General features: G+C 70.3%; 18 protein-coding genes, 1 tRNA gene and 1 pseudogene. 10 read left to right on the forward strand and 10 right to left on the reverse strand.

Annotated features, from left to right (window positions below; genetic code table 11):
* Positions 1-40 precede the first annotated feature (40 nt).
* Together ACGF0D_RS34680 and ACGF0D_RS34685 are read left to right on the forward strand one after the other, a co-directional pair.
* The gene (locus tag ACGF0D_RS34680) at positions 41-2,293 is read left to right on the forward strand and encodes a hypothetical protein (protein ID WP_392923054.1); all 2,253 of its coding nucleotides are present in this window, start codon (positions 41-43) and stop codon (positions 2,291-2,293) included.
* Positions 2,294-2,349: 56 nt separating this feature from the next.
* Entirely contained in the window at positions 2,350-3,117 is a 768-nt protein-coding gene (locus tag ACGF0D_RS34685; protein ID WP_392923056.1) for a hypothetical protein, read from the forward strand.
* Between the two features lie 245 nt (positions 3,118-3,362).
* Here ACGF0D_RS34685 and ACGF0D_RS34690 read toward each other — a convergent pair whose 3' ends face one another.
* From ACGF0D_RS34690 to ACGF0D_RS34700, 3 genes are all read right to left on the reverse strand, one after another.
* The gene (locus ACGF0D_RS34690) at positions 3,363-3,704 is read right to left on the reverse strand and encodes a hypothetical protein (RefSeq protein WP_392923059.1); all 342 of its coding nucleotides are present in this window, start codon (positions 3,702-3,704) and stop codon (positions 3,363-3,365) included.
* A 161-nt stretch (positions 3,705-3,865) separates the two neighbouring features.
* A complete protein-coding gene (locus ACGF0D_RS34695) occupies positions 3,866-5,098 on the reverse strand; it encodes a DNA sulfur modification protein DndB (protein WP_392923061.1) in 1,233 nt (410 codons plus the stop codon).
* Between the two features lie 692 nt (positions 5,099-5,790).
* Positions 5,791-5,864, reverse strand: a tRNA-Gly gene (locus ACGF0D_RS34700).
* A gap of 276 nt (positions 5,865-6,140) precedes the next feature.
* On the opposite strand from ACGF0D_RS34700, the gene ACGF0D_RS34705 reads away from it, so the two are divergent.
* Together ACGF0D_RS34705 and dcd are read left to right on the forward strand one after the other, a co-directional pair.
* Entirely contained in the window at positions 6,141-6,362 is a 222-nt protein-coding gene (locus ACGF0D_RS34705; RefSeq protein WP_392868522.1) for a hypothetical protein, read from the forward strand.
* A gap of 71 nt (positions 6,363-6,433) precedes the next feature.
* Entirely contained in the window at positions 6,434-7,009 is a 576-nt protein-coding gene (gene dcd, locus ACGF0D_RS34710) for a dCTP deaminase (protein ID WP_392868524.1), read from the forward strand.
* A gap of 108 nt (positions 7,010-7,117) precedes the next feature.
* Here the strand turns inward: dcd and ACGF0D_RS34715 are convergent, their stop codons facing one another.
* The 4 genes and pseudogenes from ACGF0D_RS34715 to ACGF0D_RS34730 all read right to left on the reverse strand — a co-directional run bounded on the left by ACGF0D_RS34715 (position 7,118) and on the right by ACGF0D_RS34730 (position 13,038).
* The gene (locus ACGF0D_RS34715; protein ID WP_392923064.1) at positions 7,118-8,008 is read right to left on the reverse strand and encodes a metal-dependent hydrolase; all 891 of its coding nucleotides are present in this window, start codon (positions 8,006-8,008) and stop codon (positions 7,118-7,120) included.
* 129 nt (positions 8,009-8,137) lie between these two features.
* Positions 8,138-9,199, reverse strand: coding sequence for a Yip1 family protein (locus tag ACGF0D_RS34720; protein WP_392923067.1), 1,062 nt, complete (start codon positions 9,197-9,199; stop codon positions 8,138-8,140).
* A 197-nt stretch (positions 9,200-9,396) separates the two neighbouring features.
* A pseudogene (locus ACGF0D_RS34725) lies at positions 9,397-10,470 on the reverse strand (sugar phosphate nucleotidyltransferase); the annotation flags it as partial.
* A 342-nt stretch (positions 10,471-10,812) separates the two neighbouring features.
* The gene (locus ACGF0D_RS34730; protein WP_392923070.1) at positions 10,813-13,038 is read right to left on the reverse strand and encodes a (Fe-S)-binding protein; all 2,226 of its coding nucleotides are present in this window, start codon (positions 13,036-13,038) and stop codon (positions 10,813-10,815) included.
* A 345-nt stretch (positions 13,039-13,383) separates the two neighbouring features.
* On the opposite strand from ACGF0D_RS34730, the gene dnaK reads away from it, so the two are divergent.
* The 6 genes from dnaK (at position 13,384) to ACGF0D_RS34760 (ending at position 20,142) form a co-directional block, all read left to right on the forward strand.
* Positions 13,384-15,225: a molecular chaperone DnaK gene (gene dnaK, locus ACGF0D_RS34735; RefSeq protein ID WP_392868532.1), complete on the forward strand. Its 1,842-nt coding sequence runs from the start codon at positions 13,384-13,386 to the stop codon at positions 15,223-15,225.
* Entirely contained in the window at positions 15,222-15,839 is a 618-nt protein-coding gene (gene grpE, locus ACGF0D_RS34740; RefSeq protein WP_392868534.1) for a nucleotide exchange factor GrpE, read from the forward strand. Before dnaK ends, grpE begins: the two co-directional genes overlap by 4 nt.
* A 223-nt stretch (positions 15,840-16,062) precedes the next feature.
* On the forward strand, positions 16,063-17,226 hold the full coding sequence (dnaJ, locus tag ACGF0D_RS34745; RefSeq protein ID WP_392868536.1) for a molecular chaperone DnaJ: 1,164 nt from the start codon (positions 16,063-16,065) through the stop codon (positions 17,224-17,226).
* 7 nt (positions 17,227-17,233) lie between these two features.
* Complete coding sequence (locus ACGF0D_RS34750) at positions 17,234-17,764, forward strand: heat shock protein transcriptional repressor HspR (protein ID WP_380453079.1); 531 nt, start codon at positions 17,234-17,236, stop codon at positions 17,762-17,764.
* 193 nt (positions 17,765-17,957) lie between these two features.
* Complete coding sequence (locus ACGF0D_RS34755; protein ID WP_392868538.1) at positions 17,958-18,950, forward strand: hypothetical protein; 993 nt, start codon at positions 17,958-17,960, stop codon at positions 18,948-18,950.
* Positions 18,951-19,524: 574 nt separating this feature from the next.
* Positions 19,525-20,142 carry a hypothetical protein gene (locus ACGF0D_RS34760; RefSeq protein WP_051709310.1) on the forward strand — a complete coding sequence of 206 codons (618 nt, stop codon included), beginning with the start codon at positions 19,525-19,527 and terminating at the stop codon, positions 20,140-20,142.
* Between the two features lie 493 nt (positions 20,143-20,635).
* Here ACGF0D_RS34760 and ACGF0D_RS34765 read toward each other — a convergent pair whose 3' ends face one another.
* From ACGF0D_RS34765 to ACGF0D_RS34775, 3 genes are all read right to left on the reverse strand, one after another.
* On the reverse strand, positions 20,636-21,592 hold the full coding sequence (locus ACGF0D_RS34765; protein ID WP_392923071.1) for a LuxR C-terminal-related transcriptional regulator: 957 nt from the start codon (positions 21,590-21,592) through the stop codon (positions 20,636-20,638).
* Positions 21,582-22,568 carry a LuxR C-terminal-related transcriptional regulator gene (locus ACGF0D_RS34770; protein WP_392868542.1) on the reverse strand — a complete coding sequence of 329 codons (987 nt, stop codon included), beginning with the start codon at positions 22,566-22,568 and terminating at the stop codon, positions 21,582-21,584. The genes ACGF0D_RS34765 and ACGF0D_RS34770 overlap by 11 nt, the downstream gene beginning before the upstream one ends.
* Before the next feature lie 678 nt (positions 22,569-23,246).
* Positions 23,247-24,362 carry a TDT family transporter gene (locus ACGF0D_RS34775; RefSeq protein WP_392868544.1) on the reverse strand — a complete coding sequence of 372 codons (1,116 nt, stop codon included), beginning with the start codon at positions 24,360-24,362 and terminating at the stop codon, positions 23,247-23,249.
* Positions 24,363-24,385: the final 23 nt, after the last annotated feature.

Consider the following 24,385-nt stretch of genomic DNA (forward strand, 5'->3'; position numbering starts at 1 on the left):
GGCCGCACTGCTGCAAGGCGCGTGGCTCAACCTCGGCGAAATGATCGGGACGAAGTATGTCTTCGAGCAATCACTGGACTATGACGCACCCGTTTCATCGGAGTACCTGAACGTCATTTACGAGGTATACGCCGAACCACGCGCCGTCAGCCTTGACCGCACCCGAGATGGCTCACACGAACTTACCTATAACACCAGCGAGCGAGACTCTCAGCAGCAATCACCCCTCTCGCCTTTCAACGAAGCATTGGAATCCCTGCGAGCTCCAGGTGCCGTACTCGTTCTCGCCCGTCCGCCGGGCACCGGACGGTCCATCACCGCGTATGCACTGTATGCCAGGCTTCTTCATGCGAAGTTCATCGATGAAGTGCGGCCCATTCCGTTCGGTGGCTCGCAGCACTTCCCCGTCAAGCGGCTTCCTCGCGAACAGCGCTGTGGCTACGTGCTTGAACTACCAGCAGATGAAGATGAATTTCAGGTTCATGAAACGTTTGGCGCGAGTCTGGTTCGGGCCCAGCACGTGCTCGAGAAGCGGGACAGCCGGCTTATCGTGCTCACCACACCCGAGCAGTGGCGGCGGCTGAGCCAAGGGGCCCCGCCCGGCGTAGCCCCCGACCTGGGGGTGGCACGACCCACGGACATTGCAGCCCGCTGGCTGCGCGCTCAGGAGCCCGGCTTCCCTGTGGACAGCTGGGTAACAAACTCCCAGATCCTGGAGCTTCTGAGTAGTCAGAGCCCTACTGACGTCCTGAGCTTCGTCGATCTCATCCTGGAAGAGCATCGCAGGGCACTGCAAGAGGGCGCGGCGGCGGAAAGCACCCTGGAGAGCCGGAAGCACCGGACACAAGAGGGACCGCCTACGTCCTTCGAGCAGCAGGTCGCCAACGTCGTGGCAGCTCGTAGTAACTGGGAAGAGGATCTCTACAAGTGGCACGTAGATGAAAGTCGCACCGAGTTCCATCGCAACTTCCTTCTGACTGCCTCCGTACTACGAGGCGACTCTGTCGGACACGTGTACGCCAAGGCTGCTGACCTGACTGAGGAGCTCGGCGGTGAAGCAGTCCCTATCTCCGGCCAACAGGCGCCCGGCGTAATCGCCATGACCCGGGCGGTCAACGCCCGGCGCAACAGCGATGGCACATTGAAATTCGACCAACCCCACTGGGATGACGCCGCTCTGGAGTACTTCTGGAACGACCGTCCGCTTGCCCGCACGAAGTTCCTGCGCTGGCTCGCGCGGGCGCCCCTAGACGAAGCCAAGGCCAAAGAGGCGCTGGAGAGCGCCAACCGGGACGATCGGCGTGCCCTTGCGGTACGAATCGGCGAATTCGCAGTGCGCTGGGCGGTGCGCCACCGACGCCAGGAGCCGCTGGAGGAAATCGTCAAGGCATGGCATGAACATGGCATCGACAAGGAACTCTGGCCAATCGCGATCGCACTTCTCGACCGTGCGGCCGTCCAGGACGTCAGCGCGCGCTACATCCACACCATGCTTCTAGGCTGGGCCGGCCGGAAAGGCGAGGTCTCAATTCAGCTCGCAGTACTCGCTGTCTGTACTGGGGAGTTCGGTCGTAACCACACCGGGAAGGCGTTGCGGCGGCTGCGGCACACCGCAGGATCGGGCAATCCAGATGTCGCGAAGGCACTCCGCGACGCAGTGCAGGTCCTGTGGAGTGACCCATCCGTTCGACGGACTCTGTTCGAGTATGTCGCTGAGTGGTGTGGTGACCAGAAGACCCGCGACACGGTCGGACGCCGCACCTTCGCAGCACTCGCAGCTTCCGCCCACCCCAAAAGCGGGCTGCCGCTTCTCTTCGATGACACGGGCCTCGAAGAGGCCGAAGCTGAGGACAGCTTCCAGCCGTCCGTGGCAGCCCTGGTGACGTGCTGGCGCGCTCTTCTCAGCCAGGGGCCTGGGCCTCTGGGAGAGCGAGAGGTGGACGCAGCCGTCTTCCTGTGGCTGGATGCCGCGTTGCACCGCCCGCAGCTGAAGTCTGTGGTTCTGGAGACCCTGCGACAGGCTGTCGCCGTGCGGGGACTCGAAGGGCCGAATCTGCGTGAGACGCTTCGCGGCTGTGCACATGGCTGGGTGCAGGGGCAGGGCCGCAGTTTCTCGCAGGATCGTGAAGAGCTGCGCCGCGAACTATCGGTGCTGCTCGACTCTGACCTCCTGGCGCGAAAGCGGCAGCCTGGCCAAGGTGGTGCGGACCGCGAAGCGCTGGCCCGCAACAGCCAGGAGGTCGTCCAGGACGAACCAGCCTTGCCACGCAGCACGGGAGCCAACGCCACGTGAGACGCCTCTGGCCGACCAGACGCGGCCGCAGGCTGACGGATGGTGCCGCGCCCGCCATGCAGTGGACGTATGTCTTCTCCGATCGCCTGATCAGCATTGATCCATCGTTGCGCTTCAGCAGCAAGATCCAAGTGACGTGGCGTCGACTGCCAGATGCCTTGCCGGCAGTCGGCCCGCATACTGCAGCCCGCCTCGTTCGACCACTCATTGACGAGGCGGCTGCCACCTGTGACGTACTGCGCCAGGCGGCAGCCGAACAGGACATCACTGCCACCCTCGATGCCCAGCTCCCGCTGGGCAGTGACGGGGTTGAGGTAGTGCATGTGCGAATCCGGCTCACGGTGGACGAGGAAACATACGACTCCGCGCTCCAAGCGGAGCAGCTGCGTCATGCACATCAGCGGGAAGTAGCGCGATTACGCCAAGACCATGAACGTCATGCAGAGCGACTTCAGCGGGAATACGAACTCGACGACCTTGCCCGCCGCCAGGTCCGGGCACGTGAAGAGTTCCTACGCCGCGAGATCCTCGCGAATCCGGCCTCCGCACGGCTGTACTCGCTGCTGGAGCGGTCAACCGACAACTGGCAGCGACTTGGCGCACCTCCAGTTGGCACCGATGTCACCGAGCTAGTTCGTGAGGTCCAGCAGTGGCAACCGGGACAGCGTTGGGTGACGGCCGCACAGCTACTGCATGACTTTGTGAGTGGTCTCTCGAACGAAGGGCGCAAGGAGCTGCTCACCATTCTGGCCGACTCGGTCAGGGCCTATGGCAACGAGGAAGTGGCCAAACACCTGGCCAATCTCACGGGCGAGCCTGAATGAGGACAACTGCCTATCGCTTCCTCCTCGACCCGAAGACGAGCCTGCTGGCCCTGCTGTGGTACGTCCAGAAGCGCCGCGGCATGTCATACGACACCGCCTGGCGGTGGATCCGAGTCGCCCGTCACCCGGATGAAATCGTCTTCCGCTTACACGGTCATCAGCCTAAAGACCCGCAATAGCGATGCCTACGCATGGTCACGGCCTGGGGTTACGGCAACGAGCCGGATCCACCCGACTGTCAGAGTTCACACCGGTGGCAGGGTGGCAGAACTACAAGGCCGCAGGCCGCTGATCGCCATGGTCGGCGGCAAGGAGAAGGCTGCCGAGCGCCCCGCACGACCATCGAACAGGTCTTCCAGCTCGCCAAGTTGATGAGCCCGCGGTGACAGCTGCTGGTGTTCATCGCCGCATTCATGACCCTTCCCCCTGAGGAGCAGGCCGAACTCCGGCACCGCGACATCGACCTGGAGAAGGGGGCCGTCTGAATCCGCCGCGCGGCACCCGAACTCTGCACGGGCGAGCGTGCCGTGGGCGACCGAAAGTACGAGGCCGGCAAACCGCGCGGTACGCATCCCGTCTGAGCTCATCGTGGAATTCGAGCGGCACCTGCGCTGGTAGGCCCAGCCGGGGGCGGACGGCCTGCTGTTCGTCGACACTCGCACCCGCCGACGAGCCGCATGGAAGCTGCGAGAAGGCCAAGCGGCCCCTCCCCCACTGTGATTGGGGAGGAGCCGCCGCTACCTGCAATCTAGAAACGACCGCGGATCTGCATGCCGGTGTCGCTGTCCGGGTTGTTCAGCGCGTCGTAGACCTTGTGGCCGGAGTCGCGGGCACCACCGGCCCAGCTGACCTTGCCCGTGTGCGTCAGCTTGGCGGCGATGCCGCTCCAGTACTTCGCCTCGCGCTCCCACTGGACGTTCTCCAGGAGGGCATCCAGGGTGATCCCCTCGGGCATCGGGTCGGTGGACCAGGACATGGTGCGGTTCATGGTCGCGCCGAGGCCGGCCACGACGGCGGGCGCGGTGATGGCGGTCTTGGCGTGGAACAGCTCAGCGTTCTGCTGCAGGAAGTCGCCGACCGTCTCCATGAGCTCGCGCTGGACGACGGCCTGGTCGGGGCGGCTGTTGTTGCTGTCGGTGGGGATGTCCTCGTACTCGATGCCGGTCGAGGCGGCATGGATACCGGCCTTGCCGAGCATGGCCGTGGAAATGAGCGTCCTCAGGACAGACATCGTCATCCACTCCGCGGCCTTGTCCGACACCTGGCGCTTGCCGGTGAGGATCAGGCTGGCCAGCGGAGCCGTGTCCTCACCGAACGGCACGGTCAACGACTCCATCAGCTTGCGCGTCACCGTGGTGCCGAAGTCTCGGCCGTCCATGGACATGGCCAGGGACTTGTCGACCGGGACACCCTTGAGGTTTCGGTCGTGGAAGATCTGCCGGGCGGCCATGACGCTGATGCCGTGGAAGATCTCAATGGAGAGCTTCAGTTCACCGAAGTCGAAGTCCTCCAGGTCGTACGCCGCCGGGTTCTTCTTGATCCGGTGCAGCGCCGTGACCTGGGTCTCGGCGTCGAGGGCGATGAGGCCGTCACGGATCGGCAGGTGCCACATACCGCTCTCGTCCCGGCTCAGCGGGCGCGGGGACCAGAGGGTGATCTGCGGCACCGACCACGCACTGTCGAAGTCCCCCCGCAAGCCGGCTGCAATGTAGTCCGCGTACTCGCCGACGTTCTTGGCCTTCTTGCTGCCTGCCGTGCCTATGGGCCGCTGCACCTCGGCGCGCAAGCGGGCGTAAGGGTCGATCTCATAGCCGGCCTTCACAGCACGCTTGGCGTCCTCCTCCACCTTCGCCGGGTCATTGACGAGGTAGAGCAGGTTCTCGCCGTCGATGACGGCGTTCACCATGACGCCCTCGCGGACGACCGAGAGCTGGATGGGGAAGCCGGTGGTAACCGGCTTCGTGAACGTGGTGATGGACATGGGTTCCCTCCCCTACACGAGCGCCCCTCTGACGTCTCGTCGTGTCGCAGGACGCTAGCTGACGGCTCGCCAGATAGTCAACTGCGGTTGCGGAACCACCTAAACGACTCCACCGCAGCTGGAAAATCTCAAGCTGCGGCGGAGTAGAGATCGAAATAAGGGCGACTGCGGATGAGTTTTCCCTGCCAGGCTTCTGTCCGCGGAAGCTACAGGCCCCGCCAAAGCGTGATTTCCAGCGGCTTTCGCAAGGCCGCAGTTCTAGGACAGGACGGACCAACGAGATCCGAAACGACTGGAAGCTTCGAGGGACATCGCTCCGACCCCGGCTCGCCTGACGCAAACCGGAGCACTTCGCCCGGCGTCCCGACCCCGAACCGGGGAGCGCCGATCAGAACACTCGGCCACTGCAGCCGCCGAGCACCCTCGGCGATATCGAGCCGCCAACCGAGTCACCACGACCGTCACCAGCACCCTCAGGGCCACCGGCTCTCCGCCCGAGGTCACAGCCCACCCCGCCGGAGCCCTTGGCGTCGCCAATCGCCACTCACGCCCCCGGAGGCCCGGCCAGCGAACCGGCACTCGCCGCCCACGCACCGCACCGATCCGACCTTCTGGCGCGGATCTGGCAGGGCGGGGTCAGATTGGTCTAGACAATGCGAAAACCCCAGGCCGTTGACCTGGGGTTTTCCCTATGGAGCGGGCGACGAGAATCGAACTCGCGCTCTAAGCTTGGGAAGCTCATGTTCTACCATTAAACTACGCCCGCCTGATGAGCCGTCAGAGACCGCTCGATCCAGTGTCACTGTACCCCATCTGCGACGGTGGTTGCACAGGGGGTCGGGGGACGTGGCGGAGCGGGGTGGGGCGGGTGTCGGGGGCGTACTGTTTGGGCCGCGTGCGAGTGCTCCGGTGGGTGGGGGCCGAGGCGGCGAGCCATGGTGAGGAATGTCCGGAACATCCCCTAATGTGACGCTGTCCCGGGGCTCGGCCGCCGGGGCGGTGAGTACGGGTGAGTACTGGGTTAGGGATGGGAAGGGGATCGATGGAGCAGCGCGCCGTCGTTCGTTGTGCCGAGGGGCACCTGTTCAGCACCACCACGTTCCCGATGCAGAACCTCGGTCCGGGTCGGCTCGGCCCCGGGCGGTTGATCCGCTGTCCGCAGTGCGGACGGATGCGGAGTTCGGTGCTGGCCGACGTGCGGGATCTGTCGGAGCCGCAACTGGCGCGGGCGATGCGGTTGGAGGCCGCCGAGTTCCTGGCCTGACGGTCGCGGAAGGACGGAACGGGCCCCGGGCGGATTCGTCCGGGGCCCTTTCTTGCACGTAACCTCGAAGCGTGCTGCTCTCTGACAAGGACATCCGGACCGAAATCGACCTGGGCCGGGTCGTCGTCGACCCCTTCGACCCGGCGATGATCCAGCCGTCGAGTATCGACGTGCGCCTCGACCGCTTCTTCCGCGTGTTCGAGAACCACAAGTACCCGCACATCGACCCCTCGGAGGAGCAGCCGGACCTGACCCGGCTGGTCGAGCCGGAGGGCGACGAGGCGTTCATCCTGCATCCCGGCGAGTTCGTGCTGGCCTCGACGTACGAGGTCATCACGCTGCCGGACGACGTCGCGTCCCGGCTGGAGGGCAAGTCGAGCCTGGGCCGGCTGGGCCTGCTCACCCACTCCACGGCCGGCTTCATCGACCCCGGCTTCAGCGGCCACGTGACCCTGGAGCTGTCGAACGTCGCGACGCTGCCGATCAAGCTGTACCCCGGGATGAAGATCGGGCAGCTGTGCCTGTTCCGGCTCTCCTCGCCCTCGGAGCACCCGTACGGCTCCGAGCGCTACGGCTCGCGCTACCAGGGCCAGCGCGGCCCGACGCCGTCCCGCTCGTACCTGAACTTCCACCAGACGAAGGTCTGACCGCAGGGCCCGCAGGGCCGGCGAGACCCGCAGGGCCGACGGAGCGCACGCACGACGGGCGGCCACCCCCATCCGAGGACGGACGAGGGGTGGCCGCCCGCGGCGTTCTCAGGCCCGCTTGGGGCTGGTGACGGCGACCAGCTCGGTGCCGTCCTCGGACAGCCGCAGCTCGGTGCGCAGCTCGGCCAGCTCGCCGAGGTGGTGCAGGTGGGTGCCGCCGCAGAAGATCTGCGCGCCGCCCTCGGGCAGCTCGCAGTGCCACTGGCGGCGGGCGGTGAGCTCGGGGCCGGGCACCTCGATGCGGACCGGGGCGTCGGCGGCGACCCAGGCGGCGAGCCGGGCGTTGACGGCCTCGGTGAGGGCCGGCAGGGCGTCGGCGAGGGCCGGGAACTCCTCGGTGGCGTCCGCCGTGAAGCCCTTCTTCTTCAGCGACTTGCCGAGCCGGTAGGTGTCGGTGCTGGCCGCGGTGTCCATCACCGAGCTCGCCATGGCGAGGCTGTCGAAGTCCGGGTGGCCGAAGGCGTCCGAGCGGCCCGGGTCCTTGCGCCAGCGCGGGGCGAGCGCGGCGTTCAGGGCGAGGGCGAGCAGGTGGCAGCCGCTGTGCGAGGCGCTGAGGGCGCCCCGGCGCTCGGCGTCGACGGCGAGCGCGGCGGTGCGGCCGACGATGTCGCCGGGGTCGGTGTCCAGGACGTGGAGAACCAGCCAGGACCACTCCTCGTCGCCGCGCCGGACCGGGATGTCGGCGCCGGCCAGCAGCTCCCCGCCCTCCGGGCCGACGGCGCCGGTCAGGCAGTCGACCACGGCCAGTTCGGTGCCGTCCACGGTCAGGGTGCCGTGGTCGGCCGGCTGGTCGGGCCAGGTGTGGTCGAGCGGGTGGAACGGGGTCGCCTCGGTGACGACGGCGTACCGCCCGTCGGCCAGCGGGTGCACCGCGAGCACCGGGGACTCGCCGGTCACCGCCCCGGCCGGGAAGCTGACGTGGGTGGTGGGGAGGGTCATGGCCTGGCTCCGGTGAGGTAGGACGACGAGGGTGGGGCGGGCCCGGCGCTCGGCCGCGGCCCGCCCCCATTCTGCCCCTCGTCCGTGGAGGCCCCTCGTCCGTCGATGCCTCTTCGTCCGTGGAGGGCCTCAGCCCAGCGTCGGCAGCTTGATCAGCACCAGCAGCGCGACCAGCTGCACCGCCGAGGCGGCCGCGGCCTTGCCCCAGGGCAGGTCGTGCAGCCGCCGGACCATGCTGGTCAGCAGGTAGGCGCAGAGTGCCCAGGTGGCCCAGCCGACGACCTGGACGACGACGCTGCCGGAGGGCAGCACCAGGTCGAGCAGCAGCCGGGGCGCGTCGGTGAGCCAGCCGATCAGCGCGGCCAGGCCGACGGTCGCCTTCCACGGGCCGTCGCCGCCCAGCTGGCGGGCCAGCGCGTAGGTGACCCCGCCGAAGAGCGCCCCGGCCACGGTGAAGCAGACGGCGGCGGCGAGGATGCCGGTCAGCGCCACGGTGAAGGTCGAGTTGACGATGTCGTCGTGGGTCAGCCCTATGCCGAGCACCGCGAGCGCGCCGTACAGCAGCGAGACGGTGAGGGCGGGCAGCCAGACCTGGTGGTCGCGGGTGCGGTCGAAGATCGCGGTCGGGCTGCGGAACAGGCCGGTGAACAGCTCGCGCCAGTGCGGCCGGGGCCCGGCGACGTGCGGGGCGGACTGGCCGCCGGCCCGGTAGACGGCGACGTTGTCCTGGCCGTACGGCTGCTGGCCGTAGCCCCCGTCCGGGCCGTAACCCTGGTCCGGCCCGTAACCCCCGTCGGGGCCGTAGCCCTGCGCGGGCCCGTACGGCGGCTGCTGCCCGTGACCGTCGTCGTAGTAGCCGTGCTCCTGGCCCGGGTGCCCCTGGTAGGGCGGCTGCTGCGGGTACGGGCCGCCGCCCGCGTACGGGTCGCCGGCCGGGAAGGCCCTGGTGTTCCCGGGCCGGTCCGCCGCGTACGGGTCGTACCCGTCCCCCGCCGGGCGCCCCGGCCCACCGGCGGGCCCGTCGGGCGTGCCGCCGGGACCACCGGACCCACCGGGCGCCGCCGGGTGCGGGGCCGTGAAGTACTCCGGCCCGTCCGTCGCCCCGTGCCCCCCGGGCGGCGGCGGAGGGGCAGACCATCCGCCGTGCGGACGGTTCGCGCCCTGACCGCTGTCGTATCGATTACCAGCCACGGTCCGAAGGTACCCGCCCGGCCCGGCCCGCGTCGGCCCCGGACGAACCCGGGGCCGGTTTGCAGCGAGGCTGAGACGAACGGGACCGAAAACCCCCGCGGACGCCCCGGCCCCCGCGGGCGTTACCGCTGCGCGCCGACCGACGGCCCGTGCACCGCCGCGGCCGCGCTGGTGCCGGCCGGGCAGCCGCCCGGGCCGGCCGAGGTGCGGACGGCGCCGACCGGCAGCAGGGTGCCGCAGGCGATCCGGATGCCGTTCGGCAGCTCGTTGTCCGACTCCACGATCGCGCCGTCGCCGATCACCGCGCCGTCCAGCGCCGAGCGGTCGCCGACGGTGGCGAAGGCGCCCACGATCGAGTCCTTGACCAGGGTGTCCGGGCCGATGATCGCGCCCGGCAGGATCACGCTGCCCTCGACGATCGCGCCGGCCTCGACCACCGCGTCCTCGGCGACCACGGTGCCGCCGCTGAGCACCGCGCCCGGGTGGACGGTGGCGCCGGGCAGCAGCAGGGCGTCGCCGGTCGGGCCGGGGACGGCCGGGGAGTCGACCTTGCCGAGCACCAGGTCGGCCGAGCCGCGGACGAAGGCCGCCGGGGTGCCCAGGTCCAGCCAGTACGAGGTGTCGACGACGCCGCGCAGCAGCGCGCCGGTGGCCAGCAGCTCGGGGAAGGTCTCGCGCTCGACGGACACCTCGCGGCCGGCCGGGATGCGGTCGATCACGGACCGGGTGAAGACGTAGCAGCCGGCGTTGATCTGGTCGGTGACGATCTGCTCCGGGGTCTCCGGCTTCTCCAGGAACTCCAGCACCCGCCCGTCCTCGTCGGTCGGGACGAGGCCGAAGGCGCGCGGGTCCTCGACCCGGGTCAGGTGCAGGGTGACGTCGGCCCCGGCGGCCACGTGGCCGTCGCGCAGGGCGGCGATGTCGACGCCGGAGAGGATGTCGCCGTTGAAGACCAGGACCGGCTCGTCCGGGCCGCAGGTCAGGCCGGAGGCGGCGTTGCGGATGGCGCCGCCGGTGCCCAGCGGCTCGCGCTCGGTCAGGTAGACCAGCTCGATGCCGTACGGGGTGCCGTCCTGGAAGTGGTCCTCGAACACCTCGGCCAGGTACGAGGTGGCCAGCACGACGCGGGTGACGCCGGCGGCGGCCGCGCGGGCCAACTGGTGCGCGATGAACGGGACGCCTGCCACCGGCAGCATCGGCTTGGGGGTGTGGGTGGTCAGCGGACGCAGTCGCGTGCCCTTACCACCGACCAGCATGATCGCCTCGGTCATGGTCTGCGCTGTTCCCCTTGTGGTCTCTGCGGCCCGGCCCGGTGGGCCGACACCTCGTCGTCGGTCTGGACCCGGCCGTCCGGCCGGCGCGGGTCGCCACCCGTCCGGGGCTTCCGTCCGGAACGGGTGGACCGGCGCGAAGCCGGTCCGGGCCTACTGTATTTGCTTCCGACCGAATGCCCGTCCGGCGCCTGTGCGATTGCCGTCACCCGCCGTACGCCCGCCGTACCCGCGCGGGCCGTCCGCGCCAACCGAAAGCCCGGCCCGGCGGGCGCGTTCACGGCGTCCACCGGGCCGGGCAGTTGTAGCAGAACTGTCGAACAGCGGGCTCTGCGGCGGCTGTTACGCGTCCACCGTCGCGGGCTGCTCCTCGCTCCCGGCCGGCGGTTGGGCCTTCACCGAGTCGAGCAGCAGCTGGGCCACGTCGACCACCTTCAGGTGCTCCTTGGCCGCGCCCTCGTTCTTCTTGCCGTTGACCGAGTCGGAGAGCATCACCAGGCAGAACGGGCAGGCGGTGGAGACGATGTCCGGGTTGAGCGACAGCGCCTCGTCCACGCGCTCGGTGTTGATCCGCTTGCCGATGCGCTCCTCCATCCACATCCGGGCACCGCCGGCGCCGCAGCAGAAGCCGCGCTCCTTGTGCCGGTGCATCTCCTGCTGGCGCAGACCGGGGACCTTGTCCATGATCTCGCGCGGCGGGCTGTAGACCTTGTTGTGGCGGCCCAGGTAGCAGGGGTCGTGGTAGGTGATCAGGCCCTCGACCGGGTTGACCGGGACGAGCTTGCCCTCGTCGATCAGGTGCTGCAGCAGCTGGGTGTGGTGGATGACCTCGAAGTGGCCGCCCAGCTGCGGGTACTCGTTGGCGATGGTGTTGAAGCAGTGCGGGCAGGTGGCCACGATCCGCTTGACCGGGGCGTCCTCCAGGGCCGCGTTCAGCGTCTCCACGTTCTGCGCGCCGAGCATCTGGAACAGGAACTCGTTGCCCAGGCGGCGGGCGGAGTCACCGGTGCAGGACTCCTCCTTGCCGAGGATCGCGAACTTCACGCCCGCGGTGTGCAGCAGCTCGGCGAAGGCCTTGGTGGTCTTCTTGGCGCGGTCCTCCAGGGCGCCGGCGCAGCCGACCCAGTAGAGGTACTCGACCTCGGCGGGGTCGATGTCCTCGCCGATCACCGGCACCTCGATGCCGGTCTCCTTCTTGAGCTCCTTGACCCAGTCCAGGCGGGCCTTGGTGGCCATGCCCCACGGGTTGCCCTTGTTCTCCAGGTTCTTGAGCATCGTCCCGGCCTCGGTCGGGAACGAGGACTCGATCATCACCTGGTAGCGGCGCATGTCGACGATGTGGTCGATGTGCTCGATGTCGACCGGGCACTGCTCGACGCAGGCGCCGCAGGTGGTGCAGGACCACAGCACGTCCGGGTCGATGACGCCGTTCTCCTCGGCGGTACCGATCAGCGGGCGCTCGGCCTCGGCCAGGGCGGCCGCCGGGACGTCCTTGAGCTGCTCGGAGGTGGCCTTCTCCTCCCCCTCCATGTCCTTGCCGCCGCCGGCCAGCAGGTACGGCGCCTTGCCGTAGGCGTGCTCGCGCAGGCTCATGATCAGCAGCTTCGGCGAGAGCGGCTTGCCGGTGTTCCAGGCCGGGCACTGCGACTGGCAGCGGCCGCACTCGGTGCAGGTGGAGAAGTCGAGGATGCCCTTCCAGGAGAAGTGCTCGACCTGGGAGACGCCGAAGACGGCGTCGTCGGCCGGGTCCTCGAAGTCGATCGGCTGACCGTTGCTGGTCATCGGACGGAGGGCGCCGAGCGCGGTGCCGCCGTCCTCCTCGCGCTTGAAGTAGATGTTGAAGAAGCCGAGGAAGCGGTGCCAGGCCACGCCCATCGAGGGGTTGAGGCCGATGGTGATCGCCCACGCGAACGAGATGGAGATCTTCAGCATCGCGAACAGGTAGATCAGGTTCTCCAGCGTGCCGTGCGCCACGCCGCTGAACGCGGAGACCAGCGGGTACGAGACCAGGTGCTCCGGCCCGTACGAGTCGACGTTCTCCAGGGCGCCTTCCAGGCCGCGCAGCATCAGGATGCAGATGCCGATGCCGAGGATCGTGTACTCGACGTAGAAGGCCTGCCAGGCGATCGAGCCGGCGAACCGGGACTTGCGGCCGGACCTGGACGGCAGGCTCATCAGCCGGATCACGATCAGGACCAGGATGCCCAGCGTGGTCAGGGTGCCGATCAGCTCGACGAAGAGCTGCCAGATCATCCAGCGGCCGATGACCGGCAGCGCGAAGTCGGCGTCGAAGAGCTGGCCGAAGGCGTTGACCAGGGTGAGCACCAGGCTGAAGAAGCCGACCGCGACGAACCAGTGGGCGACGCCGACGACCCCCCAGCGGTTCATCCTGGTGTGGCCGACGAACTCGGTCGCGACGGTCTTCACCCGCTGGGCGGGCTGCCCGAAGCGGGTGGAGTCGTCCGCACCGGTGCGGACCACCTTGTAGATGTACAGCGCCGCACGGGCGGCGAGCGCGGTGCCGATCACGAATGTGACCAGCGAGATGACGATCGCTGCTAGCTGCATCGGCTCTCCGTCTCCTGCGGCTTTGCGGTTGAGCAGGCTCTGCGGTTCTCAGGGTCTTTGGAACTGAGTGTACTGGTCGGTAACTTGCCGGGCCGACGGCCCGGACATTACCGGTGGGCAACAGTTCTCCAGAAGATTCCCAAGCTATGGCGACAGTCACGTGGGCGCACCCCCCGCCACGGCGTGGCGGGGGCTCCCGAGGGACTCGGGGCCCACCTCCGAGCCCTCGACCGAACCTTCGGCTCAGCAAACTTGAGCGGCTCGCACTCATACCTGTTGACGCCGCCCATCGGGTCGTGCATCCTTGAGCCCGTAAAGCTCAACTCTTCCGTGGAGGTATCTACGATGGCACGCGCGGTCGGCATCGACCTCGGTACGACGAACTCGGTCGTCAGCGTTCTGGAGGGTGGCGAGCCCACCGTCATCACGAACGCCGAGGGTGCGCGGACCACGCCGTCCGTCGTCGCCTTCGCCAAGAACGGCGAGGTTCTGGTCGGCGAGGTGGCCAAGCGCCAGGCGGTCACCAACGTCGACCGCACCATCCGCTCGGTGAAGCGCCACATGGGCACCGGGTGGAAGATCAACATCGACGGCAAGGACTTCAACCCCCAGCAGATCTCGGCCTTCGTGCTGCAGAAGCTGAAGCGCGACGCCGAGGCGTACCTGGGCGAGACCGTCACCGACGCCGTCATCACCGTCCCGGCGTACTTCAACGACTCCGAGCGCCAGGCCACCAAGGAGGCCGGCGAGATCGCGGGCCTGAACGTCCTGCGCATCGTCAACGAGCCGACCGCGGCCGCCCTCGCGTACGGCCTCGACAAGGACGACCAGACCATCCTGGTCTTCGACCTCGGCGGTGGCACCTTCGACGTCTCCCTGCTGGAGATCGGCGACGGGGTCGTCGAGGTGAAGGCCACCAACGGTGACAACCACCTCGGTGGTGACGACTGGGACCAGCGCGTCGTCGACCACCTGGTCAAGGTCTTCCAGGCCGGCCACGGCGTCGACCTGTCCAAGGACAAGATGGCCCTCCAGCGTCTGCGCGAGGCCGCCGAGAAGGCGAAGATCGAGCTGTCCTCGTCCTCCGAGACCTCGATCAACCTGCCGTACATCACGGCCTCCGCCGAGGGCCCGCTGCACCTGGACGAGAAGCTCACCCGCGCCCAGTTCCAGCAGCTGACCACGGACCTGCTGGAGCGCTGCAAGGTCCCGTTCCACAACGTGATCAAGGACGCCGGCATCTCGCTCTCCGAGATCGACCACGTCGTCCTGGTCGGTGGCTCGACCCGCATGCCGGCCGTCGCCGAGCTCGTCAAGGAGCTGACCGGCGGCCAGGACGCCAACAAGGGCGTCAACCCGGACGAGGTCGTCGCCATCGGCGCCGCGCTCCAGGCCGGTGTCCTGAAGGGCGAGGTCAAGGACGTCCTGCTGCTCGACGTCACCCCGCTGTCCCTCGGCATCGAGACCAAGGGCGGCATCATGACCAAGCTGATCGAGCGCAACACCACGATCCCGACCAAGCGCTCCGAGATCTTCACCACGGCCGAGGACAACCAGCCGTCCGTGCAGATCCAGGTCTACCAGGGCGAGCGCGAGATCGCCGCGTACAACAAGAAGCTCGGCATGTTCGAGCTGACCGGCCTGCCGCCGGCGCCGCGCGGCCTGCCGCAGATCGAGGTCACCTTCGACATCGACGCCAACGGCATCATGCACGTCGGTGCCAAGGACCTCGGCACCGGCAAGGAGCAGAAGATGACCGTCACCGGCGGCTCCTCGCTGCCGAAGGACGAGGTCGACCGCATGCGCCGCGAGGCCGAGCAGTACGCCGAGGACGACCACAAGCGCCGCGAGGCCGTCGAGACGCGCAACTCCGCCGAGCAGCTCGTCTACTCGACCGAGAAGTTCATCGCCGACAACGCCGACAAGCTGCCGGGCGACGTCAAGACCGAGGTCGAGACCGCCATCGGCGAGCTCAAGGAGGCCCTGAAGGGCGAGGACATCGCGAAGATCCGCGAGGCCTCGGAGAAGGTCTCCACCACCGCGCAGAAGCTCGGCCAGGCGCTGTACGCCAACGCCGACGCCACCGCCGGTGCCGCCGCCTCCGGTGACTCCGCCCAGGCCAAGGACGACGACGTCGTCGACGCCGAGATCGTGGACGACGAGAAGCCCAAGGGCGGTGCGGCATGACGGACAAGCCGCAGGGCGGCAAGCCCGGCGACGACTCCGCCGCCGAAGAGGCCGTGATCAAGGCTGCCGAGGAGGCCGCCGCGGCCGGCTCCGGGGACTCCGGTTCGGAGGAGCTCGCCACCGCCAAGCGGGAGCTCGCCGAGCGCACCGGCGACCTCCAGCGCCTCCAGGCCGAGTACCAGAACTACCGCAAGCGGGTCGAGCGCGACCGGCTGACCGTCCGCGAGATCGCCGTCTCCAACATCCTGGAGTCGCTGATCCCGGTCCTGGACGACATCGGCCGCGCCCGCGAGCACGGCGAGGTCACGGGCGGCTTCAAGTCCGTCGCCGAGTCGCTGGAGACGGTCGTCGCCAAGCTGGGCCTGCAGCAGTTCGGCAAGGAGGGCGAGCCCTTCGACCCGACCATGCACGAGGCACTGATGCACAGCTACTCCTCGGACGTCACCGAGGACACCTGCGTGCAGGTCCTCCAGCCCGGCTACCGCATCGGCGAGCGGATCATCCGCCCGGCGATGGTGGCCGTCGCCGAGCCCCAGCCCGGCAGCCAGGCGTCCCCGGGCGCCGAGGCGAAGTCCACCGACAAGGACAAGTCCGACGGTGGCTCGGACAGCTGACAACCTGTGACAGCTGACAACCAGTGCGCTGCGGAGTCGTACGCCGGCCAGTACGGCGGCCGGCTCCGCAGCGCTCTGTCAACGGTCGTACACCCAGCGGCTGTTGACAGCTCTGTGACGATGGAACTCGGGAGGTGGCGGGAGCCGTGAGCGAGCGCAGCGAGCGAACAATCGAGAGGCGCGTGAACCGCTCAGCGGCTGCCGAGCACAGCGAGGTGGACGCATGAGTGGCAAGGACTTTGTCGAGAAGGACTACTACAAGGTCCTCGGCGTGCCCAAGGACGCCACCGCCACCGAGATCAAGAAGACCTACCGCAAGCTCGCGCGCGAGTTCCACCCCGACGCCAACAAGGGTGACGCCAAGTCCGAGGAGCGGTTCAAGGACATCTCCGAGGCGTACGACGTCCTCTCCGACGAGAAGCGCCGCAAGGAGTACGACGAGGCCCGCAGCCTCTTCGCCAACGGCGGCTTCCGGGCCGGCGGCCCCGGCGGCACGGGCAGCTACAGCTTCGACTTCGGCGACCTCTTCAGCGGCAGCCAGGGCGCCGGCGGTGGCGGTGGCGGCGGCCTCGGGGACGTCTTCGGCGGCCTCTTCAACCGCGGCGGCACCCGCCAGGCCCAGCCCCGGCGCGGCGCCGACGTCGAGACCGAGGTGACGCTCTCCTTCGAGGAGGCGGTGGACGGCGCGACCGTCCCGCTGCGGATGACCAGCCAGGCCCCCTGCCGCGGCTGCAACGGCACCGGGGCCAAGGCCGGCACCACCCCGCGGGTCTGTCCGACCTGCGTCGGCGCGGGCACCGTCAGCCGCGGCCAGGGCGCCTTCGCGCTCTCCGAGCCGTGCAAGGACTGCCGCGGCCGGGGCATGATCGTCGACGACCCGTGCCCCGACTGCCACGGCAGCGGCCGCGCCAGCTCGGCCCGCACCATGCAGGTCCGGATCCCGGCCGGCGTCCAGGCCGACCAGCGCATCCGGCTCAAGGGCAAGGGCGCCCAGGGCGAGCGCGGCGGGCAGCCCGGCGACCTCTACGTCACCGTGCACGTCGACCCGCACCCGGTGTTCGGCCGCAAGGGCGACAACCTCACCGTCACCGTCCCGGTCGCCTTCCCCGAGGCGGCGCTCGGCGCCACCATCGAGGTGCCCACGCTGAACGGCCCGGCCGTGAAGCTCAAGCTGCCCCCGGGCAGCGCCAACGGCCTCACCATGCGCGCCCGCGGCAAGGGCGCCACCCGCAAGGACGGCACCCGCGGCGACCTCCTCGTCACCGTCGAGGTCGTGGTGCCGCAGCACGTCACCGGCGACGCGCTGAGCGCCCTGGAGCAGTACCGCGAGGCCACCGCCTCCGACGATCCGCGAGCCGACCTGTTCAGGGCGGCGAAGGGAGCGTGACGACCAGATGTCCCCGATGAACCCGATCGACCCCGACACCCCGATCGGCCCCGGCCTCGGCGAGGGCCTGCCCGGCGCCGGCGCCCGCCGCACCCGCCGGGCCGCCGCGGCCCCGCCGACGTACGTGCTCACCGAGGACACCCCGGTGTACGTCATCTCCGTGGCCGCCGAACTGTCCGGTCTGCACCCGCAGACCCTGCGCCAGTACGACCGCCTCGGCCTGGTCTGCCCCGACCGCACCGCCGGCCGGGGCCGCCGCTACTCCGCGCGCGACATCCAGCAGCTGCGCGAGGTCCAGCGGCTCTCCCAGGACGAGGGCATCAACCTGGCGGGGATCAAGCGGATCATCGAGCTGGAGAACCAGGTCACCGCCCTCCGGTCCCGCGTCGCGGAGCTGGTCGACTCGCTGGAAGGCGCCGCCACCGCCCTCCAGCAGCGCGAGGCCGCCGTCCACGCGTCCTACCGCCGCGACCTCGTCCCGTACCAGCCCCCCACCCCGCAGTCCAGCGCGCTCGTCGTCTGGCGTCCCAAGCGCTGACCTGACGCATCCACCGGCCGCCGGTCCCTCCTCTCGGGGGGTGCCGGCGGCTCGGTGTTGGTGAGAGAGTGCTCTATCGGGCCGGCACGGTCGATCTGCGGGCGGCAAGGCACCCGGTCAGCGCCACCTAGGATTCTTGCCACAGAAGACGACAGTCGCGTTGACTACTTCCCGGTCAACACTAGGAGCCGAGATGAGTGGGCGAGAGCACGCGGGGGCTGCATTCGGCGGATCGCGCGTCCTGTCCGAGGACGCCCGAAAGCTCTACCTGCAGGCCGTCAACGAGAACGGTCGTCTCTCCCGGAGCGCGTGTCCGGCCGCCGGTGTCCCGGCCCTCGATGAATTGTTGAAACTCGGACTGCTCATACCCGACAGCGACGAACCGGGCGCTTTGCTCGCGGTCGATCCGGCCCAACTCGCCGACAGTCTGAGTTCCACCTGGCAGCGTCAGGCCCTCGATCTGCTCTCCAGAGCGGTATCGCTGCCCGGCGACCTCAGTGAACTCGCCGAGGCATTTCACGCCCCCGACACGACGGGTGGGGCCATCGAATACATCCACGGGAAAGCGCGGATAAATCAGAGACTTCAGCAGTCGGCCGCCGCGGGAGTCACGGAAGGCCTGTCCATGCAGCCCGGCGGACCCCGCCCGGCGGAAATGCTGACGTCTTTCCTGGCGCGCGACCTGGAGATTCTCCGCCACGGCGCGTCGATGCGCACCATTTACAACGCGAGCACCCGCTACCACCAGGCGACCCGGGACTACGTCGCGAAGCTGACCGAGGAAGGGTGGCAGTTCCGCACCCTGGACGAGCCGTACGCCCGGCTGATCATCGTGGACCGCAAGCTGGCCGTGATCCCGGTGGTGGACGACGACCTGGCCGCGTTCATCCACGATCCGGCCATCGTCAGCTTCCTCATCGAGGAGGTCTTCGAGCGGAGCTGGAACCGGGCCCTGGAATTCGACGGGGACCGTTCCGTCCCCCAACAAGTGGTCTCCAGACTGCGCCAGACGATCATCGACCTGATGCTCGCCGGGACGAACCACCGGGTCATCGCACGACGGCTGGGCATCAGTGAGCGCACCCTGGCGCGCCACATCGCGGAACTGAGGGAGGAGTACCACGTCGACTCCCTCTTCCAGCTGGGCTACGCGCTCGGCCGGTCGACGAGACCGGAACTGGGCTGAGGGCGGCCGCCGAATCCCGCCCCACCGGGCGCGAAAGGCTCAGCCTTCACGCCCGCCCCGTCCCGATCGAGCCGTACGGCCGGATTTCAGCCCCAGTGCAGGTCGTCGGCAACAGCCGTCAGCGCACTGGTGCTCACAGCCGCGTGCCCACTGTCGGACGCGAAGGAGACTCCGGTCAGAACCGCCATGCCGATGAGGATCGGAAGCGCAGCCTTGCAGACGAGTCGACGCAGAGACACGGACCCACCCTCCAAACTCTCGAACACCTAGGACCGAATCAATAGCACTGGCGTCCACATGATGCCGCACCTTCCGCGAGAGTGCCATCCCCACTCCCCCCGGCCGGAGCGTCATCTCTCTGCCAGGCATCCAGATGACAGGGCGGGACGCTGGACGCGGCCGCGCGCGCTGATAGACGATCAGTTCGCTCCCAATGGTCCAGCACAGATAGCGAACTTGCCGCTGTACCGTCAAATATCTGCCGGATCTCTTCCGCTCGCAGACTCAAAAGCCACTGTCCTCAGCGCCCGCCGGCACCACATCACCACCCGGTCGGCCTTTCCCCGGAGTCGACATGACCGAGCCCTACCTGCGTCACCACGACAGCCAGGCCCCTGAGGGTCGGCGTGCACGTGTGTTCCTGGCCGCCCCGCTGATGCGACTGACCGGGCCGGCCGACAGTGTGGTGACGCTCGCCAGCCGGACGCGGCTGACGACGCTCCGCACCACCCTGCTGCGCAGCGGTGCCGCCGTGTACAGCGCGCACCACAGCGACGCCTGGACCATCTCCGGCCGCGCGCCGGAGCCCCGCGTCCCCTCCGACTTCCGCGCCCTCCAGTCCGCCGACCTCGTGTTCGCCTACGTCGGGGCCCCCCTCTCGGCCGGCGTGAGCCTGGAGCTCGGCTGGGCGTCGGCGCTGCGCAAGCCGATCGTCCTCCTGGTCGACGAGGCCATCACCCACAACCCGCTGATCGCCACCATCGAGCAGGTCGCCCCCGTCCTGCCGCTGGTCTTCGACGACACCTGGTCGCAGGAGGCCCTCAACCACACGGTCGAGACCGCGCTCGACTGGGCGGGCATGGCGCTCTCCCTGCGCGAGGGCTTCTGGACCGCCCCCGGCGAGCAGTTCAACGTCCCCCGGCAGCAGCCCCCGGTCCCCGGCTACTGGCCGACCGGCGCCGCCACCGGCTGAGCGACCGTCACGTCCCGGCCCGGCTCCCCGTGGCCGCCGGCCCGCTCGGAACAGCGCCTCCGCGTCGTACGGCTCACGCAGCCGGGCGAGGTGACCGGCGACGGTGCGTCCGCCCAGCCCCGTCCGGCCTGCGATCGCCCGCTGCGTGAGCCCCCGAGCGCGCGGCCGTCCGGCCTCCTCGCGGGCGGCGGGCACCCTCGCACCGTCGAACAGCGCGGCCCGGTCCACGACTTGGGCCTGCCGCCGACGCCGCTCGAAGACGCCCAGCAGGTACGTGACCGCCGCCGGATCCGCCACCATGGCGGCGACCCCGTCGTCCGGGGTCGCCGGGATCACGGCGACGGCGCGGTCGAGGACCGGCGTCCGGCCGGAGCCGGCGCCGAGGACCCGGATCCGCGAGCCCGCCGCCGCGGCCGGCGCCGCGTCGTGGGCCCGGGCGAGGCCCTCCGGCGGATCCGGCAGGTGGGCGGCGCGGAGCGCGGTGGCGGCGGGGTCAGTCACGGTGCTCGCCCCGCAGCTGCCAGCCGAGGTGGAAGAGGGTGCGGGCGCCGTAGCGGTCGCGCAGCCGGGCGATGTGGGCGGCGACGGTGCGCTCACTGACACCCAGCCGGGTGGCGACGGCCCGTTGGGTGAGGCCGCGGGCGAGCAGCCGGCCGATCCGGACGGTGGTGACGGGCGGCGGATCGAGGTGGCCGTCGGCGGGGGCGGCGCGGGCCCAGTCGCGTTCGAACTGGGCCACCAGGTAGGCGACGGTGGTGGGGTCGGTGAGGAAGACGGCCCGGTTGCGGTCCTCGGCGGCGGGGATGACGGCCACCACCCGGTCGAAGACCAGCACCCGCTCGTACGGTTCGGCGAGGACCCGGACCTGGGCGCCCTGTCCGGTGCGCAGGGCCACCTGGCTCCGCACGGCGGGGTCGGCGAGGGTGACCGACTGGTAGACGGTGCGCAGCGCGCAGCCGCGGCGGAGCAGCGAGAGGTCCTGGGCGAGGGCCATCCGGAGCCCTTCGAGCGGACGCAGCCCCGGCTGGGCGGCCAACACCTCCTCGCGGCACTCCGAGACGAGCTCGCTGATCCGCCCGCGGACCTCGGCGGCGTCGAGGACGGCGCCGGTCCCGGGACGCGCGGCCGAGGGGCCCGGGGGCGGTGCCCCGACCGGGTGGCGGGCCTCGTCGTAGGCGCGGGCCAGCGGGCCGAAGGTGGCCGGGAGCCGCTCGGCGTGCCGCAGCAGCCGCAGGGCGCGGGTGCGCAGTTCGACGCCGATCCGGTCGCCGAGGGCGCGCGGGCCGGCGGCGGTCCAGCCGGTGGCGGTGGGGGTGAGCAGGCCGCGGGCGACGAGCGCGGCCAGTGCCGGGCGGTCGGCGGGGGCGAGGTCGTCCGGGCGCAGCCGGCCGCCGCCCCGGACGGCGGCGAGGTAGAGGGCCCGCTCGGCCGGGCCCGGTTCATCGGTCATCGCGGGCGCCTCGCATCAGCCAGCCGAGCTGGAAGAGGGTCTGCGCGCCGTAGCGGTCGCGCAGCCGGGAGATGTGGGCGGCGACGGTGCGCTCGCTCAGGCCCAGCCGGGTGGCGACGGCCCGCTGGGTGAGGCCGCGGGCGAGCAGCCGGCCGACCCGGTCGGGGATGGTGCGGGCTGGTGCCTGGCCGAGGGCGGCCCCGGCGGTGTCGGCGCGGGCCCAGTCGCGTTCGAAGCCGCCGACCAGGTAGGTGATGGTGGCCGGGTCGGTGATGAAGGCGGCGGTGCTGTTGTCGTCGTTGGCGGAGATCACGGCGACGGAGCGGTCGAAGACGATCAGCCGCTGGAAGGGCTCGTCGAGCACGCGGATGAGCGAGCCGTGCCGGGTGACCTCCTCGGCGTAGGCGAGCGCGGGCGGGTCGGCGAACGCGACCGGCTGGTAGATGGTGCGCAACGAGCAGCCGCGCTGCAGCAGTTGGACGTCCTGGAGGAGGGCGACCTGGAGGGTGTCGGCGGGCCGGTGGCCGGGCTGCGCGGTGAGCACCTCGGAGCGGCAGTCGGAGACCAGCTGGGAGATCCGCTGGCGGATGTGGACGTGCCCCTCGACGTGCACGGCGGCGCCGGCCCGGTCGGTCGGGCGGGGCATCGCGTCGTAGGCCCGGGTGAGGCCGTCCAGGGCGCCCGGGAGGTTCTCCGCCCGGACCAGCAGCCGGGTGGCCTCGCTGCGCAGTTCGGCGCCGAGGCGGTCGCTGACCGAGCGCGGGCTGACCGCGGTGAAGCAGCGGTCCATCCGGTTGACCATCAACAGGCCGATGTCGATGAGCTGTTGCAGCGCGTCCCGGTCGACGTCCGCGACCTCGGCGGTGGGGACGCGGCCGCCCTCGGCGATGATGGCCAGGTAGAGCTGCCGGGCGGCCTCGTCGGGTTCCTCGCCCACCGGCCCGTGGTGCGGTGTGACCGCCGGGTCCCCCGTCACGTCGCACTCTCCCTGCCGGACGCCTGTCCCCTGGTACTGCCCGTGCTCCCCGCCGCGCGGGCCGTGGCACCGGCGGGCCGGGCGGGCCCGCGGTACCGGTGGGCCGGTACGGCGTGATCATGGAACCGGCGGTCACGGTACCGGTTGGTGCGGCGGGCCCCCGGGCCGGGTGCCGTCGCACGCCGGTTCGTCCGGGGGCCGCCATCGGTACGCCAAGCCCAAGCGCTCCCGTCGAGGCGGAGCAGCAACGCCTCGACGGGTCCGGTCCGGGGGCCATCACCACACATGAACCCCGGTCCGGTGCTCTTCCCCCCCGTTCCGCCGGTGCGCGAGTCGCGTCGGCGGTCAGTATGAAGAGCCAGCCGCCGTCATCGGGCTGCGGTTGCCCGGACGACTTGGCGTGCCTCCACCCTCACAGCGTGACGGCCGGTGAACAAGTGCCGCCCGAGTGCAGGTTCGCGCAATTGCAGCTATCTGCAGCCGGCCCGGGTGCGGCGCCTCGGGCGGCGGGGCGGACTCCGGTGGGAACCACGGCCGGTGAGGGGTGCCGGCGCCCCCGGCGGCCGCGCCGGGCGGCCGCGCGCGGTGCCCCGGCGGTGCACGTTCCTGCACCGGCGGCGTGTTCCCGGGCCGTGCGTCGGGGCGCGGCGGCGGGAGGTGTCGGACCCGGCCCGGCCGTCAGACCCGCCCCAGCAGCCGGCCCCGGGCCAGCCCGGCCGCGGTGCCGCCCGCGGCGAGCACCCAGGCGAGCGCCAGCAGCAGGTAGAGGCCGAGGGCCAGCCCACTGAAGCCCGCGAAGCCGGTGTGCCGGGCGAGCGCCGAGGCGCCGGTGACGCAGGTGCCGACCGGGAAGGTGTACGCCCACCAGGTCATCGCGAACGGCATTCCGGCCCGCCGGGCGCGCAGGTTGGCGGTGAGCGCGACGGCCAGCCAGAGCATCGCGACGCCGATCACCGCCACCCCGTACAGCTCGGCGAGGTCGACCATGGCGGGCGCCAGCGCGGGCAGCACCGGGCGGGCGGCGTCGGCGAGCTGGTGGACCGCGGTGACGGACTGGCCGAGCGGGCCGAGCACCAGGAACAGCGAGGGGGTGAGCGCCAGGGCGGGCAGCTTGCTGTGGAACAGCCCGGTGAACACCACCGGCAGCAGCACCAGGGTGGCCAGCAGGCCGACCCCGAACAGCGCCCAGCAGCCGTACAGCATGGCCTGCTGGGGCGTCCCGGCCGGCAGGTGGGGGACGAGCGCGGGACCGCAGGCGGAGGCGACCAGCGGGGCGACGACCGGCAGCAGCCAGGTCGGGTTGGCCTCCAGGGCGGAGACCGGGTGCCGGGTGATCATCAGGTACGGGATGCCGCCGGCCACCGCGAGCGCGTACACCGTGCCGAGGGTCCACAGCACCGCGTCCAGGGCGACCGCCGGGCCGGTGCCGATGACCCGGGAGCCGAGCAGCAGGGTGCCCAGCCCGACCGCCAGCAGCGCCATCGGCGGGCAGCCGTAGAAGACCGCGGTGGCCGGGTTGTCCAGCAGCTGGGCGCGGGCCGCCTCGCGGTGCCGGGTGAGGTGGACCAGCCGGGCCCCGACCAGCACCAGCAGGGCGGCCAGCGCGAGCGCCCACATCACCTCGCCGAAGCCGGTCAGCCCGGGCAGCCGCACCGGGAGGACGGCGGCGCCGTTCGCCAGGATCGCGGTGCCCATCACGGCGGCGTACCAGTTGGGGCCGAGCTGGGCGAGGTCCGGCCGGGGGCGGACGGCGGCGGGGCGGGCGAGGGGGCGGATACCGGCCAAAGTGGACATGTCCCCTACCGTCGCCGGTGGGC

Origin of the sequence: Kitasatospora sp. NPDC048298 (assembly GCF_043201465.1) — a bacterium.
In the GTDB taxonomy this organism is placed as follows: domain Bacteria; phylum Actinomycetota; class Actinomycetes; order Streptomycetales; family Streptomycetaceae; genus Kitasatospora.

Excerpts from the sequence above, each read along its gene's own strand:
- ACGF0D_RS34680 (WP_392923054.1), top strand. The coding sequence starts at position 41 with ATGATCGGGACGAAGTATGTCTTCGAGCAATCACTGGACTATGACGCA.
- ACGF0D_RS34685 (WP_392923056.1), top strand. The coding sequence starts at position 2,350 with ATGCAGTGGACGTATGTCTTCTCCGATCGCCTGATCAGCATTGATCCA.
- ACGF0D_RS34690 (WP_392923059.1), bottom strand. The coding sequence starts at position 3,704 with ATGAGCTCAGACGGGATGCGTACCGCGCGGTTTGCCGGCCTCGTACTT.
- ACGF0D_RS34695 (WP_392923061.1), bottom strand. The coding sequence starts at position 5,098 with ATGTCCATCACCACGTTCACGAAGCCGGTTACCACCGGCTTCCCCATC.
- ACGF0D_RS34705 (WP_392868522.1), top strand. The coding sequence starts at position 6,141 with ATGGAGCAGCGCGCCGTCGTTCGTTGTGCCGAGGGGCACCTGTTCAGC.
- ACGF0D_RS34715 (WP_392923064.1), bottom strand. The coding sequence starts at position 8,008 with ATGACCCTCCCCACCACCCACGTCAGCTTCCCGGCCGGGGCGGTGACC.
- ACGF0D_RS34730 (WP_392923070.1), bottom strand. The coding sequence starts at position 13,038 with ATGCAGCTAGCAGCGATCGTCATCTCGCTGGTCACATTCGTGATCGGC.
- dnaK (WP_392868532.1), top strand. The coding sequence starts at position 13,384 with ATGGCACGCGCGGTCGGCATCGACCTCGGTACGACGAACTCGGTCGTC.
- grpE (WP_392868534.1), top strand. The coding sequence starts at position 15,222 with ATGACGGACAAGCCGCAGGGCGGCAAGCCCGGCGACGACTCCGCCGCC.
- dnaJ (WP_392868536.1), top strand. The coding sequence starts at position 16,063 with ATGAGTGGCAAGGACTTTGTCGAGAAGGACTACTACAAGGTCCTCGGC.
- ACGF0D_RS34750 (WP_380453079.1), top strand. The coding sequence starts at position 17,234 with ATGTCCCCGATGAACCCGATCGACCCCGACACCCCGATCGGCCCCGGC.
- ACGF0D_RS34755 (WP_392868538.1), top strand. The coding sequence starts at position 17,958 with ATGAGTGGGCGAGAGCACGCGGGGGCTGCATTCGGCGGATCGCGCGTC.
- ACGF0D_RS34760 (WP_051709310.1), top strand. The coding sequence starts at position 19,525 with ATGACCGAGCCCTACCTGCGTCACCACGACAGCCAGGCCCCTGAGGGT.
- ACGF0D_RS34765 (WP_392923071.1), bottom strand. The coding sequence starts at position 21,592 with ATGACCGATGAACCGGGCCCGGCCGAGCGGGCCCTCTACCTCGCCGCC.
- ACGF0D_RS34775 (WP_392868544.1), bottom strand. The coding sequence starts at position 24,362 with ATGTCCACTTTGGCCGGTATCCGCCCCCTCGCCCGCCCCGCCGCCGTC.